Annotated in this window: 13 protein-coding genes and 1 pseudogene; 4 read left to right on the plus strand and 10 right to left on the minus strand. The window is 30.3% G+C overall.

Annotated features, from left to right (window positions below):
- Positions 1-622, plus strand: a pseudogene (gene cozEa, locus HMPREF3046_RS11010) (lipoteichoic acid biosynthesis protein CozEa); the annotation flags it as partial.
- Positions 623-967: 345 nt separating this feature from the next.
- On the opposite strand, the gene fabI reads toward cozEa, so the two are convergent.
- The 7 genes from fabI to HMPREF3046_RS06310 form a co-directional block, all read right to left on the minus strand.
- On the minus strand, positions 968-1,738 hold the full coding sequence (fabI, locus tag HMPREF3046_RS06280) for an enoyl-ACP reductase FabI (protein ID WP_070717635.1): 771 nt from the start codon (positions 1,736-1,738) through the stop codon (positions 968-970).
- Positions 1,739-1,941: 203 nt separating this feature from the next.
- Positions 1,942-3,786, minus strand: a complete 1,845-nt coding sequence (locus tag HMPREF3046_RS06285) for a monovalent cation:proton antiporter family protein (RefSeq protein WP_070717637.1) — start codon at positions 3,784-3,786, stop codon at positions 1,942-1,944.
- A gap of 9 nt (positions 3,787-3,795) precedes the next feature.
- A complete protein-coding gene (gene mgtE / locus HMPREF3046_RS06290) occupies positions 3,796-5,181 on the minus strand; it encodes a magnesium transporter (RefSeq protein ID WP_070717639.1) in 1,386 nt (461 codons plus the stop codon).
- Positions 5,182-5,199: 18 nt separating this feature from the next.
- Positions 5,200-6,066 (minus strand): RluA family pseudouridine synthase, encoded by an 867-nt coding sequence (locus HMPREF3046_RS06295; protein ID WP_070717649.1) that lies wholly within the window; start codon positions 6,064-6,066, stop codon positions 5,200-5,202.
- Complete coding sequence (locus tag HMPREF3046_RS06300) at positions 6,066-6,872, minus strand: NAD kinase (protein ID WP_070717651.1); 807 nt, start codon at positions 6,870-6,872, stop codon at positions 6,066-6,068. The genes HMPREF3046_RS06295 and HMPREF3046_RS06300 overlap by 1 nt, the downstream gene beginning before the upstream one ends.
- A gap of 14 nt (positions 6,873-6,886) precedes the next feature.
- Entirely contained in the window at positions 6,887-7,516 is a 630-nt protein-coding gene (locus tag HMPREF3046_RS06305; RefSeq protein WP_002448222.1) for a GTP diphosphokinase, read from the minus strand.
- A 16-nt stretch (positions 7,517-7,532) separates the two neighbouring features.
- Positions 7,533-7,880, minus strand: a complete 348-nt coding sequence (locus HMPREF3046_RS06310; protein WP_002448177.1) for a UPF0738 family protein — start codon at positions 7,878-7,880, stop codon at positions 7,533-7,535.
- 209 nt (positions 7,881-8,089) lie between these two features.
- Here HMPREF3046_RS06310 and HMPREF3046_RS06315 point away from each other — a divergent pair, with 209 nt between their 5' ends.
- The 3 genes from HMPREF3046_RS06315 to yjbH all read left to right on the plus strand — a co-directional run bounded on the left by HMPREF3046_RS06315 (position 8,090) and on the right by yjbH (position 9,945).
- Positions 8,090-8,665 (plus strand): CYTH domain-containing protein, encoded by a 576-nt coding sequence (locus HMPREF3046_RS06315; protein WP_070717653.1) that lies wholly within the window; start codon positions 8,090-8,092, stop codon positions 8,663-8,665.
- 93 nt (positions 8,666-8,758) lie between these two features.
- Positions 8,759-9,124, plus strand: a complete 366-nt coding sequence (locus HMPREF3046_RS06320) for a truncated hemoglobin YjbI (RefSeq protein WP_070718015.1) — start codon at positions 8,759-8,761, stop codon at positions 9,122-9,124.
- A gap of 23 nt (positions 9,125-9,147) precedes the next feature.
- A complete protein-coding gene (gene yjbH, locus HMPREF3046_RS06325; protein WP_070717654.1) occupies positions 9,148-9,945 on the plus strand; it encodes a protease adaptor protein YjbH in 798 nt (265 codons plus the stop codon).
- 267 nt (positions 9,946-10,212) lie between these two features.
- Here the strand turns inward: yjbH and pepF are convergent, their stop codons facing one another.
- From pepF to mecA, 3 genes are all read right to left on the minus strand, one after another.
- The gene (pepF, locus tag HMPREF3046_RS06330; RefSeq protein ID WP_070717659.1) at positions 10,213-12,021 is read right to left on the minus strand and encodes an oligoendopeptidase F; all 1,809 of its coding nucleotides are present in this window, start codon (positions 12,019-12,021) and stop codon (positions 10,213-10,215) included.
- Positions 12,022-12,066: 45 nt separating this feature from the next.
- Positions 12,067-13,044: a competence protein CoiA gene (locus HMPREF3046_RS06335; protein WP_070717663.1), complete on the minus strand. Its 978-nt coding sequence runs from the start codon at positions 13,042-13,044 to the stop codon at positions 12,067-12,069.
- Positions 13,045-13,158: 114 nt separating this feature from the next.
- Positions 13,159-13,878 (minus strand): adaptor protein MecA, encoded by a 720-nt coding sequence (gene mecA, locus HMPREF3046_RS06340; RefSeq protein ID WP_070717667.1) that lies wholly within the window; start codon positions 13,876-13,878, stop codon positions 13,159-13,161.
- Positions 13,879-13,980: the final 102 nt, after the last annotated feature.

Genomic DNA, 13,980 nt, shown 5'->3' on the forward strand with positions numbered 1-13,980 from the left:
TATCACATCTCTTATTTCAACCATCTTCTTATTGATTATGGTACCGTTCTTCTTGATTTATATGTTAAAAGATCATGAAAAATTTATTCCAGCAATTGGTAAATTTTTCAAAGGAGAACGTAAAGTTTTTGTTGTTGATTTACTTAAAGATTTAAACTATACCTTAAAATCATATATTCAAGGTCAAGTTACTGTTAGTTTCATCTTAGGTATTATTCTTTACATTGGTTATACCATTATTGGGTTACCTTATACACCATTGCTTGTATTATTCGCTGGTGTAGCAAACTTAATCCCATTTTTAGGACCTTGGTTATCATTTGCGCCTGCTGCAATATTAGGGATTATCGATGGTCCATCAACATTTATTTGGGTCTGTGTTGTTACATTAATTGCACAGCAACTTGAAGGTAATGTCATCACACCTAACGTCATGGGCAAATCATTAAGTATTCATCCACTTACAATCATTGTTGTTATCTTAGCAGCAGGTGATTTAGGAGGATTCACACTTATTTTAATTGCTGTTCCACTTTATGCAGTATTAAAAACAGTAGCAAGAAATGTATTTAAGTATCGTCAACGTATCATTGATAAAGCAAATAGCGATGTTAAAGATTAAATTAATTATTAATGCTTTTTAATTACTTACTGCGGATAGAATATATTCTATTCGCATTTTTTTATGTCATATCACATTAAATAATATAATGATAGAAAGCGAGATAAAATTCATTTTTAAGTCGTCGTTCTACATCATCAATGCATCCTCAATTTGCGTTGAACGTAGCTGTTCTTATTGAAACTCTCTATGTTCTAGCCTTGGAACTGAAATTGAATAAAGCTTAATACAAATACCTTTTCAATTCAGTCATCAACGGTCGATTTATTAAAAAAGTCTAAGACAACTCATTGTCTCAGACTCTTAAATTTATCATATATTTTATAACTATTTTTCAATTTAAACTTATTTAATTGCGTGGAAACCACTGTCTACGTGGATATTTTCTCCAGTCACACCACTTGAAAAATCACTTAATAAATAAGCAGCAGTTCTGCCCACTTCTTCTTGATCTACATTACGTCTTAACGGGGCACGTTCTTCAACTTCTTTAAGAATTAAATTCAATCCACCTACACCTTTAGCACTTAATGTACGAATGGGTCCAGCAGAAATCGCATTGACTCGAATATTATCTGGACCTAAATCATATGCTAAATATTTAACATTTGCTTCAAGACTTGCTTTTGCTACCCCCATTACATTATAGTTTTGAATTGCAAATTCTCCACCTAAATAAGTTGTAGCTACAATACTACCACCATCCGGCATAATTTTTTTCGCTTCATGAGCTACAATGGTTAATGAATATGAACTAATATCTTGTGCAAGTAGGAATCCTTCACGAGATGTTTCAGAAAAACGACCACGTAAATCTTCCATATTAGCAAATGCAATTGAATGATAGACGCCATTAATATTTCCAACTTCTTCACCAATTTTCGCAAAGCCATTAATGACATCTTCATCTTTTTGAACATCTATTTGATAAAGATGATGCTCTTTTTGATTTAATTGGTCTAATAATTTTTCTAATTCTTTTTTACTGCGTTCTTTACGATATGTAAATACGAGATTAGCACCTAATTCGTCTAATACTTTAGCTACGCCAAAACCAATACTACGTTTATTAGCGATACCCATAATGACAAAGGTTTTATTTTCTAAATTAATCATATAAATTATCTCCTTATGTTACTTTATATTAATCCGTTCATTATAAACGTTTTTAACATACATATTTTACCATTGTTAATAATATTTAATAAAGTAATAATAAATTTTCAAATCATATCAATAAAAGAGAGGTCCACAAAGTAATGTATCTTTTTATGTCATGTTCAAAGATACCCTTTATTTTGTCCTCTCTTTTAAATGGATTAATAATAAAATTCTAATTCAGATTTGAGTTCGTCTACATATTCTTTAGAACCTGTTACGATTAAACGGTCTTTATATCTAAGTTGCGTATCTCCATGTGGCACAATGGATTCATTATTTCTAACAATACGTACAAATATGATGTCCCCACCAAATGGGAAATTACGCAATAGAATATTTTCATATTTATAATTTAACATTTCAATTTCATATAGTGAAGTTTCAACATTACTTAAAATATTTAGCATATTTGGTGTTTCAATTAGACCTTTTAAGAAAATTTTATTACTAATAAAGTTACTAAATACTTCAATACCATCTGTTTTTAATTCTTCATCATCACCACTATTTTCTAGTCGACAAATAACTCTGTTTACACCATGAGATTTAGCTAATTTTGCTATCATTTTATTTAAACCGTCATCATTAGCAGAACATACGACAATATCTTGATTAAACAAGCCAAGTCTCTCTAATAAACTTTCTTCATATTCACTAATTTCAATGACAGTCACATTGTCAGGTAAATTTCGCTTATCACTTAAATCTTTACGGTAAAACAACGTTATATTATATAACTGTGAAGTCAGATTTTGAACAATTGGAATAGTCAATTGATTTTTACCAATTAACGCAATATCAATTTTTCGGTTCACTTCATCTGGAATTGGGAATAATTTTTTAAATACAACAGGTACAAATACACATGTAATAATTGCACTTAATATTAATATCCCTGACATTTCAGAAGTAATCGCTTTTAATTCTTCAGCAATTTTTGCTGCAGCAATAACAAGCGAAAGTGTAGATGTTAATAAAAATGCTGATGCAATTGTTGTTTTAGTATCAAACCATCTTCGAATAAATAAGACAGGAATCAACTTAGAAACGATAAAGGACAATATAAGTATCGGAATTATAATAAGTAAAGAGGGTTCTTTAATTAAAGATGGTATATCTAAATCTACACCAACCATAATAAAGAATATTGGTATAAAGAATCCGTATCCAAATGAATCTAAGGTATGAATCATTTCTTCATCAGGTTTTAACAGTGATACAACTACACCAGCTAAAAAAGCACCTAATATATATTCAGCACCAACACCCTCAGCAAGAGCAACCAGTAAAATGATTAATGCAAAAATGGCCCGTATGCCAATTTGTGTGGTACCACCCATTAAGCGTTCCATAAAATTTAATCGTTTAAATACAGAACCTAATAAATAAAATATTGCAGTAAATACGATTAAAATTGCAGATAGCCAAATTGACCCTCCGCCTTCACCATTGATTCCACCATAAATAGTTAATAAAACCATCGTAAATAAATCTGCTAATACTGCTACTAATAATATAAATTGTCCTATTGTTGTACGCATGATATTCATTTCTTTAAGTGTTGGCACAACTACACCCAATGAAATGGTTGAAATGATAATGACCATTAATAATACATCATCTACAAAGCCCAACCATTTAAATGCAAATGCTAAAATGATCGAAAGCACCATTATTAATGAAAAAACTGTAAGTGCTAATTGTAAATGACTGGGTAAATTCTTTTCATCTTTGTTAATACCCTGTCTTTTTCTTGTGTCTTTTTTAAATGCGCTGAAATCAATTTCCAGTCCACTTAAAAACATTAAAAAGATAAATCCTAATGTTGAAAGAATATTTAACATTTCATCTTTGTGGACAAGTCCTAAAAATGAATTTCCTATAATAATTCCCATTAATATTTCAGCTACGACAACCGGTAAAAAAGTGACGTTTAATCGGTTAACAATAATCGGTGTAAGAAATGCTGCGACGACGACTATGACTAAAGAAAAAAATCCCATTTCATCCCCCTATGTTAGATATGACATAAATGTTGTTGCAAGACCAAAATAAATCAACATACTTACAATATCATTGATAGTTGTAATAAATGGTCCACTTGCGACAGCAGGGTCAATATGAATTTTATTCATTAAAATTGGAATCATTGATCCTACTAACGTACCTACTGTCATGGCAATAGTTAAACTTGCACCTACAATCAGTGCCAAGAAGGGTTGACGATAAATAATGACAATAATTAAGAATAAAATCACTGCACATACAAAACCAGTTATTAACCCACTACCTGCTTCTTTTAAAGCTATTTTAAGTTTACTTTTTTCTTTAATATCACCATTAGAAATATTACGAACAGATACTGCTAATGATTGCGTTCCTGAATTTCCTGACATTCCACTTATAATAGGAATAAATGCTGCTAATAATGCAACTTGCGACAATGTATTTTCAAAACCACCCAGAATCGTTGCTGTTATCATACCTAAAAATGTTAAAATAATGAGCCATGGTAATCTCTTCAATGCTTTCTTAAATACTGATTGATCAGTAGATTTAGTATCAGAAACCCCCGCTAAACGTGAATAATCTTCATCTGCTTCTTCATTTACGACATCTAAAATATCATCTATTGTAATAATCCCTACTAAATGATGTTGATAATCGATAACAGGCATAGCAATAAAATCATAATCTTTCATTTTTTGAGCAACACGTTCTTGATCTTCTTCTACGTTTACACTTACAACACGTTGAATCATTACTTCTTCAACATGAGCATCAATATTTGCTACAATTAAATCTTTCAAAGATAGAACACCTACGAGTTGACCGACAGTATCAACAACATAAATCACATATATTGTTTCTGCATCAGGTGCTTGACTTTTAACTAGCATGAGTGCCTCTTTTACAGATGTACCAATATCCAATGAAATATATTCAGTAGTCATGATACCGCCAGCAGTATCTTCTTCATAATGTAATAACTTTTTGATTTTATCTGTGACTCTGTTGTCCATCAAAGCTAATAAACTGGCAACTTTTGAGTTAGATAATTCATTTAGAATATCAACTGCGTTATCTGTAGACATATTTTCTAATACTTCACTTGCATAATGTGCATGCATTGAATCAAATAATATTTCATATTCTTTCCCCTCAATATCTAATTGGTTAAAAAATCTACTCACTTCTTGAGGCGATAAAAATTCGAATATTCTTTGTCTATTCTGATTCACTGTATTTTCAAAGTATTCACTTTGTTCATATTGATGTAAAGTTAGAAATTCTTTTCTGAATTGATCTATGTCATTGCGGTCTAAACTGTCATCTAACAGTTTTTGATTGTATACTTTATTATGTTGTATGTCAGTTGTTTCTGTATTTAATGACATCAAGTGTACCTCCTAATTTTAATTTACACTTTGATATATTTTTTCTAAGTTTTTATAATCTATAATAATCTCGATTTCTTTATTATAGATTGGATGTATAAATTTTACTTTATAACACTGTAAAGATTGTGTTTGAATCTGAGGATGAAAACCATCATATAAGTCATCCCCAATAAGTGGATGACCAATATGCTTAAAATGAACTCTAATTTGGTGTGTTCGTCCAGTATGTAATTTAACTTCACATAAGCTTGCACTGTGATGACTACTCAACGTTTTATATTCAGTTTTTGCATATTTACCAGATGACGTAATACATCGAGTAATAATACTATCTTTATTTCTACCAATAGGTGCCTCTATCATAGATTGTTCTTTAGTTTTACCGTAACACACACATATATATCGCTTATCTATTTCAAATGTCGACATAAGATGATGAATATGACCATGTTTAGTAAAGATAACGATCCCCGTCGTATTACGATCTAATCTTGTAACAATATGAGGTACTACATATTGTACTTTATTCGTAGAATGATTTAAATAATACATCACGCGTTCAATTAAACTATCATGAGGATGTTCTCTTGAAGGGGCACAATTTAAATGCGCCGGTTTTGAAACGATAATTAAATATGTATCTTCATATAATATTTCAATATATTTGTTTGAAGGACGAAGATATCTACTCGGAACTTCTTCCGGAAGTTTAACAATAAGTTGATCATCTTTTTTCAACATATATCTAACTGTCACAGGTTGTCTATTAATAATTAAAGCGCCATCACGTTTAATGGCGCTAATTGTTTTCTTTGAATAATTATGACGTTGTAAAAATGTCTTAAGCATTTCTTCGCTATGAATATGGTATACAAATTTCATCAATCATCTTCACTTTCAATAAACGAATCATGAACTCTTTTCCAAAAAGGAAATGGTCTAAACCTAGCAAAGCGAACTTTTTCATTTGCGACTCTAAATTGAATGTCGCTCACATTTTTATGTTTTAGACTGACATGATCAATTGTTGTTCTAATTGTATTATGATTTACAGGTGTAATCAAACATGTATGATGCTTTGGTAATACTAAGGGTGAACCTACTGTCCTAAATACTCTATTATTAATAGATGCAATTTCAGCAATTTGTATGGCTTCAAGAGAAGGGTGAATCAGTGCACCACCTAGTGCTTTATTATAAGCCGTCGACCCAGAAGGTGTGGAAATACATAGACCATCTCCTCTAAATCGTTCAAAATGTTTACCTCTAATTGCGACATCTGCTACTAGTGTTGATCCATTTTCAGTTTTCAAAGTTGCTTCATTAAGTGCTAAATAGCGTGTTTCATTCTTAGTGTTGTTATATTTAACCATAATTTCAAGTAATGGATATTCAATCACTTGAAATTCTGAATGATGAATTTCTTCAATCAATTTTTCAACTTCATGAGGTAACCAGTCTGCGTAAAAACCTAAATGGCCAGTATGTACTCCAACGAATGCCACATTTGATAGCATATGACTATACTGATGAAAAGCTTGCAAAAGTGTTCCATCTCCACCGACAGATATGACTATTTCTGGATTTTCTGTATCCTCTATCATATGAAAACCATTCATTTGATTCATCATTTTATGTTTAAGAGTGTTGGATTTAGAGTCACCTTTAGATAAAATCGTATAACGCATTTATTGACACCTCATCAGTCATGTTTTTTTGCACGTTTTTGAGTATAATATTTTTGAGCTTCTTGTATTTCCTCTTTAATTTCAGACATCTCTTCATCTAATAAGTAAGCCGCTTCAGCAGCTCTTTCTAGACGATGTTGTATCTCAGCAGGATAATCTCCATCATATTTGTATCTTAATGTATGTTCGATTGTAGCCCAAAAATTCATTGCTAATGTTCGAATTTGAATTTCAGCTAATATCATTTTTTGACCACTTAATGTTTCAATTGGATACTCGATAATTACATGATATGAACGATAACCACTTTGTTTGGTATTATTAATATAATCTCTTTCTTCTACAACTTTAAAATCTTGACGTTGTCTAAGCATATTAACAACTACATCAATATCATCAACGAATTGACACATCATCCTTAAGCCAGCTATGTCGTACATTTCTTCACGTAATCGATCAAAAGGAATTCCCCTTTTATTCGCTTTATCAATGATACTTGTAATAGGCTTTACACGACCAGTTACAAATTCAATGGGTGAGGCGTTTTCTCCAACTTCATATTGCTTACGTAAGCCTTTTAATTTCACCTTTAATTCATCGACTGCTTGTTTATATGGTGTTAAAAATTGCTCCCATTGATTCATATGGTTCCACTCCGTTTCACTTTAGTTCGAAAGTTTCTTCAACTGCTGAAACAAACTCCTTACCATAGTTATTATTTCCTTCAACATTTTCTAAGATATAACTTAACTCATCTTGAAAATGTTCTAATTCTAATTCATCGTTAATAATTACTTTTTTATCTCTATTATTATGTAACATTGACCACGTCTCTTGTACAAAAATCAAATATGAATACGACGAGCCATCATCTAATAAATACGCAAAACTAAAATTATCACTATCTACAAGCATTTGTCCTACTTCATCTAATCCATCAGTTGGATCTTCTGAGTAGCAATAAATGCTATCATCTTTGATTTTAATTTCATTTACATATATACGCATGCTTGTTCCTCCTTATTATTCCTTATTAGTTTAACATAATTTAACTCTCAAACACACATTAGAGTACCATAGTTCAAGTATGCTCTAAACGATTAAATATTTAGCTTTATATATTTTATTTTTAGTATTGTTATTACTTTAATTTTTTACAAATGTCGGTCATAATGAACTACAATAATATACTAAAGATTTTTTAATGAGGTGTAATTATGAGTACTAATAATGAAATTGAATTTAAGCAATTAATTGATTTCAATGTATATAACGCGATTAAAGATTCTTATTTTAAACAACTCACACCATTCACTCAAACAAATTATTATATTGAATCACCTAGTTTCAAACTACGTAATCATCGTTCTGCTTTAAGAATACGTGTTAAACAAAACACATTTGAAATCACACTAAAAGTACCAGCCAAAATTGGCTTGATGGAATATAATCATCCAATCGATATTAAGCCTCATATTGGACAAACAATTATCAAATCAACATTACCTAGCGATATTCAAAAAATTCTTACTGAATTTGATATTGGAGAAAACGAATTAAGCGTTTTAGGTGCATTGACAACTGAAAGATTAGAAGTTGAATTTCAAAATGAACTATTAGTATTAGATAAAAGTCAATACTTTGATAAAACAGACTATGAACTAGAATTTGAAGTTAATGATTATCAAATAGGCTTTGAAAAATTTCAAAATTTATTAAAACAATTTGACTTAGTTCATAAACCACCTAAAAATAAAGTCCAACGATTTTTTGAATATCAAGCTCAATTATGATAGATATGAGATAAACTTGTGAAAAATCAAATTACTTTTAAATGTAAAAATTCATGTTATATTAGAAATATATTAATAGAAATTGGTGATACTATGGCTACAACACCTTATGATGTAATAGGAGAAAAAGCTTTGTATGATATGATTGATTATTTCTACTTTCTTGTAGAGAATGATCAAAGAATTAACCATTTATTTCCTGGAGATTTTAAAGAAACAAGTAGAAAGCAAAAGCTATTCTTAACACAATTTCTAGGTGGTCCTGATTTATACACTCAAGAACATGGTCATCCAATGTTAAAAAAGAGACATATGGAATTTAGAATTACTACTTATGAAAAAGATGCATGGTTAGAAAATATGTATAAAGCAATCAATAAAGCTCAATTTCCAGCAGGAGTTGGCGAATACTTGTATGAAAGATTGCGTTTAACTGCTAACCATATGGTGAATTCCTAAATATAATTGAAGGTGAGTTAAACATGGCTGAAGAACTTAAAATTGTAGATAATGCGAGTCGTGAAAACACTAATCTGTCACCTGTAAATAAAATAGAAATTTATTCATTCTTTGATCCCTTTAATAAAGATTGTTTTAAATTATCCGCAATTATATCTAAATTAAGAATTGAGTATAATCAATATATTCGAATTAGACATATTTTAAATCCTTCATTGAAGGTTTTGACTAAATGTCAAGCTCAAAGCACTTCAGATTTTGATAATATTGCCCTAGCATATAAAGCTGCTGAATTACAAGGTAGATTGAGAGCTGAACGTTTTATTCATTTAATGCAGAACGAAATTATACCGAAAAAAGATATTATCACTGAAGAAATGATTTGTAATTGTATTAAAAATGCTGGTTTAGATTATGATGTTTTCAAAGAAGACTTACAAAAAAATAAACTTACCGAAAGTTTAAAAATAGATTTGCATATTGCAAGAGAAATGGAAATTGAACAAGCACCTTCACTTGTATTTTTTAGCGAAGATGTACATGAAGAAGGTTTGAAAGTTGAAGGCCTTTATCCTTATCATATTTATACTTATATTATTAATGAATTAATGGGATGCCCTATCGAGAAAGAATTACCTCCAAGTCTCGAAACTTATATTCAATCCAAGCAATTAGTAACGATGGAAGAATTGCTTACTATTTATGAATGGCCGGAAAAGTTACTTGTAAAAGAATTGAAAAAATTAGCTTTACAACAAAAAATTGAAAAACTAAATTATCCCGACGGCGAATTTTGGCAATCTAAAATGCCTAAGAAATAACAAAGAGCGATCACTTATTTAAAGTGTATCGCTCTTTTTATATTAAATTAATTTAATAATTAAGCATAAAAAAAACGCCGTGTCTGATTACACGACGCTAAACAAAGGGGATGGGAGAAATTTTTCACTTCAAACAAAGGGGTATGTTTGTTATGTGATTAATTTCATGTATATAATATAACACGCTCAAAATGGCGTTTCAATATTAAACTACATTTCCAACCGAAATGTCATAAATTAGACACATTGAAAACGGATACACTATTTTTAGTGCTTCATTAATTTTTCAAATGCTTCTAATTTTTGTTCAAAAACTTCACAAGCTTGCTCTATAGGTTCTGGTGTAGTCATATCTACACCCGCATTCTTAAGAATCTCAATTGGGTAATCAGAACTACCTTTTTTCAAGAATTCATTTATATATCTTTCAACAGCAGGTTGTCCTTCTGTTAAAATTTGATGACTTAAACTTTGAGCAGCACTGTATCCAGTTGCATATTGGTATACATAATAATTCATATAGAAGTGTGGAATACGAGACCACTCTTTACTAATATGATCATCTGTTTCTACCACATCACCGAAGTATAGTCTATTTAATTTAGCGTACTCTTCATTCATACGAGTTGATGTTAATGGTTCTCCAGCTTCCTCAATTTGATGAATTTTATGTTCAAATTCAGCAAACATAGTTTGACGGAATAATGTTGCTCTGAAACGCTCAAGTTCTTGGTTTAGTAATAATAGACGTCGATCATCATCTAAATGTTTATCCATATAATCACTTAGTAGAGCTTCATTACATGTTGAAGCAACTTCAGCTACAAAGATAGAATAATCACTAGAGTTTGATGGTTGATTTTTACGACTAAAGTAACTATGTGCAGAATGTCCAAATTCATGAACAAGTGTATATAAATCAGAGGTTGTATCAGACCAATTTAATAAAATAAATGGATTAGTTAAATGTGCGCCTGAAGAATAACCACCTGAGCGTTTTCCTTTATTCTCATAAACATCTACCCAACGATGATTTAAACCTTCTTTAACTACATCTAAATATTCTTTTCCCATTGGCTCTAGTGCTTTTAGCATCCATTCTTTAGCTTCGTCATATGGCATTTCAAATTTAACATCTTTAACTAATGGAGTATAAATGTCATACATTTTTAAATCATCAATACCTAAAAGTTCTTTTCTCAATTGAGTGTATTTATGCAACAATGGAAGATATTTATGAACTGTTGCAACTAAATTATCATATACTTCTTCAGGAATATGGTTATTACTTAAAGCGCGTTCACGTGCCGTTTTATAGTTATGCGCACGCGCATTAAAAATATTTTTCTTAACTTCGCCAGCTAAAGTTGAGCCTAATGTATTGTTATATGCACTATACGCTTCATATAAGTTGTTATAAGCTGACTGACGTAATTCACGATCATCTGATTCTAAATATTTAATAAATGTACCTTGTGTTAAAGGATGTTTTTTTCCATCTTTGTCTACTGCATCTTTAAATTCTAAATCAGCATTACTAAACATGCCATAGACATTTTCTGGAGTTGATAATGCATCTTGCGCTTGGGTTAATAATTTTTCTTTATCAGCATCTAAAATATGTGGACGTTTTTCATTAATTAATTTCAATTCAAATGCATAACGTTTTAAATCATCGTTACTCTTAATAAAAGATTCTAATTTCTCTTCATCAATTTGCAAAATCTCTGGAACTAAGAAACTCCATGCTGAGCTAATTTTTATGATGAGTTGATGCGCACGAGATTCAAAACCAGTATATTTATCGTTAGATGTATCTTGGTCTTGTTTTAAATGTGCATAAACATACACCTTTTCTAATTGTGTTCCAATCTCATCTTCTAAAGCTAAAGCATGATATAAAGTTTTAGCACTATCTCCTAGATGTCCTTTAAATTGTTCTTCTTTACCTAGGTAACTTTCTACCTCTTTTAATGCTTTTTCAAAAGCTTCATCGCTTTCAAAAATAGTTGTTAAATCCCAAGTTTCATTTGGATATTTTCGTTCTTGCTCTTCTCTAGTAAGTTGTTGACTCATACATGTACCTCCTAAATGAATTAATGTTATAATTTTCTCATTCTTTTATTTATTTTGCACGTTTAAACTCCCACTTATTTGTTGAATATAATCATCTATTAACTTTAAAGTAATTTCTTCTTTATTAATATCCTGTAGATAAAATTGTCTGAATTTCAAATACGACATTAAATCATGCTTGGGAAGGTTATGTTTTAACAACAACTTAAGCTTGAGTTGCCATTGTACTGGATGATTTTCGATAAAAATTTGATACGAAAAAATATAACCTGTATCTCTACATACCTCATCGTCAGTTATTTGTAATTGATACATAGCGCTTAAAGACGGTTCTAGCACTGAACGTTTTTTTCTACAATTAAAAATATAACGACTGATATGTTTATCTGACAATTTATAACAATATGACTCATTCTTTTTTTCATTGAATGTTAATAATTCAGAAATTTGAATAATTCGTCTATGCGCAATAAATTTTCGGCCACCAATATGTTGTATATTGACATACTTTACTATCAGTTGTTTTTCATGCTCCCAACTGTATAGCGTTCTATCAACGGGATTAATGAAATAAGCTTGAAACGTGTTCAAGTATAAATAACCCTTATGATATTGTAATTGTTCGATAAGCCAAATAACTGCAACTCCAATTTGTTCAAATCCTCTTGATCGAGATTTAACCTCTTTTATACTTATTCTTGAAAATTGAACTTCTATAGCTACTTTAGCGTTCACAAGAATATCAGGATACTGCATAATTTTAGAAAAATAAGGTTCTATTTCAACATTAAAGTGATATTGTTTTAAATGTTGGGCAATAAAAAATTTAACGTAGTAATGTTTTTCTGTTTCATTTTTTATGCATCTTCTTTTAGTTTGAGAGACATGGGCAAAATGCGGAATCTTTTTTAACCCTTTTTTTAAAAGAAGTTTTTCTTTGCAATATGGACATCGGTATTCTTCACTAATGATAGCTTGATGAGCATATACGGTTTCATTATTACGATTAATCGCTACTAACATGCATTCACCTCATATTATTAAACGTTTAAGATGATTTATTTACTTTTAAAAAAAAGAGAGTAGCAAAGAAATTCATTTTAAATTTCTTTGCTACTCTCGATTAATCGTTATATATTATTCTACTGAATCAGTAAAATAACGACGTACTTGTGAAGTAACATTATGACTCATAATAATTTTAGCATAATCATTTAAATACACTTCTGTCTTATCACTAGGATAAGCGAATTCAAGTAATTGACTATAGCTATCATTAATTGTCTCTTGGCTAACAGTACTATCGAAGTGCATTGCATAGTAGTAATGTGAATCACTCATATACAATAAATCTTCAAACTCATCTGTAGATAGATTATGATGATAAGCGTAATGAATGACTTCTTCTAAGTCTTCGAATTTCACAATAATTGTTCTTAAACTAGAACGTTGTTGTGATGATTTACGTTTAGATTTATGTGCTTGTTTTTGTTGTGCACGTTGTTCAAATAAATCTTCAATACTTTCTTCTTGTTCTAATGTATTAGCTAGCAAATCATTCACTTGTTCCTCAAATTGTTCATTTGCATGATCATCTGACATGTTCATTGCTTCTTCATTTTTAGATTTAGAGATTGTGACTTCCACGCCTTTTTCAAATGCATGTACTTGAATCCAAAGAGGTCCTTCAACTACAAAATCTTCTTCTTCATTAATCTCGTCCATCATTGACCAAAAGAATTCTTCACCACGCTTACGATTTGTCCATAAATCTTCACGACTAAATCCTCTTGCTTCAATATCACCATAAGTTATAAATAATTTCACAGTTGTGTCGTCAACGCGTTCTATTCTCATATCATCTCACTCCTTACAGTCGATGAATAGTAACCATATTGTATTAGAACGTAAGTTAAATTACAATTTATTTGTTTGATTAAATTTCACTATTTTAAATAG

The sequence above is a fragment of the Staphylococcus sp. HMSC070D05 genome (genome assembly GCF_001815595.1).
Lineage (GTDB): Bacteria > Bacillota > Bacilli > Staphylococcales > Staphylococcaceae > Staphylococcus > Staphylococcus hominis.

Excerpts from the sequence above, each read along its gene's own strand:
- HMPREF3046_RS06310 (WP_002448177.1), bottom strand. The coding sequence starts at position 7,880 with ATGCGTATATATGTAAATGAAATTAAAATCAAAGATGATAGCATTTAT.
- pepF (WP_070717659.1), bottom strand. The coding sequence starts at position 12,021 with ATGAGTCAACAACTTACTAGAGAAGAGCAAGAACGAAAATATCCAAAT.
- mgtE (WP_070717639.1), bottom strand. The coding sequence starts at position 5,181 with ATGTCATTAAATACAGAAACAACTGACATACAACATAATAAAGTATAC.
- mecA (WP_070717667.1), bottom strand. The coding sequence starts at position 13,878 with ATGAGAATAGAACGCGTTGACGACACAACTGTGAAATTATTTATAACT.
- yjbH (WP_070717654.1), top strand. The coding sequence starts at position 9,148 with ATGGCTGAAGAACTTAAAATTGTAGATAATGCGAGTCGTGAAAACACT.
- HMPREF3046_RS06305 (WP_002448222.1), bottom strand. The coding sequence starts at position 7,516 with ATGAATCAATGGGAGCAATTTTTAACACCATATAAACAAGCAGTCGAT.
- fabI (WP_070717635.1), bottom strand. The coding sequence starts at position 1,738 with ATGATTAATTTAGAAAATAAAACCTTTGTCATTATGGGTATCGCTAAT.
- HMPREF3046_RS06335 (WP_070717663.1), bottom strand. The coding sequence starts at position 13,044 with ATGTTAGTAGCGATTAATCGTAATAATGAAACCGTATATGCTCATCAA.
- HMPREF3046_RS06300 (WP_070717651.1), bottom strand. The coding sequence starts at position 6,872 with ATGCGTTATACGATTTTATCTAAAGGTGACTCTAAATCCAACACTCTT.
- HMPREF3046_RS06285 (WP_070717637.1), bottom strand. The coding sequence starts at position 3,786 with ATGGGATTTTTTTCTTTAGTCATAGTCGTCGTCGCAGCATTTCTTACA.
- HMPREF3046_RS06315 (WP_070717653.1), top strand. The coding sequence starts at position 8,090 with ATGAGTACTAATAATGAAATTGAATTTAAGCAATTAATTGATTTCAAT.
- HMPREF3046_RS06320 (WP_070718015.1), top strand. The coding sequence starts at position 8,759 with ATGGCTACAACACCTTATGATGTAATAGGAGAAAAAGCTTTGTATGAT.
- HMPREF3046_RS06295 (WP_070717649.1), bottom strand. The coding sequence starts at position 6,066 with ATGAAATTTGTATACCATATTCATAGCGAAGAAATGCTTAAGACATTT.